1 pseudogene is annotated in these 245 nt (G+C 55.9%); it reads left to right on the plus strand.

The annotated features are described in order from the left end of the window. Positions 1-245: pseudogene (locus V5P19_RS24250) on the plus strand (hypothetical protein); the annotation flags it as partial.

Consider the following 245-nt stretch of genomic DNA (forward strand, 5'->3'; position numbering starts at 1 on the left):
GGCTGGAACGGCGACTGGCGGCCAAATCCTCGAAAACCCAAAGCATGAAAACCAAATCTCCGGCGCTATGGGCGGCGGTGATTATGTACTGCTTCTCGCTGCGAAGAATGGCGAATCTACGCAAGGTTCAGCGACTGGCGCAAAGTGGCGTTCTGGTGGTCAGCGATCGCTTCCCGCAGGCTGAAATTTCGGGCTTTTATTATGATGGACCGGGGATTGGCGTCGAACGTGCGACCGGGAAAATC

Origin of the sequence: Enterobacter sp. UNJFSC 003, from assembly GCF_036903355.1 — a bacterium.
Classification (GTDB): Bacteria; Pseudomonadota; Gammaproteobacteria; order Enterobacterales; family Enterobacteriaceae; genus Enterobacter.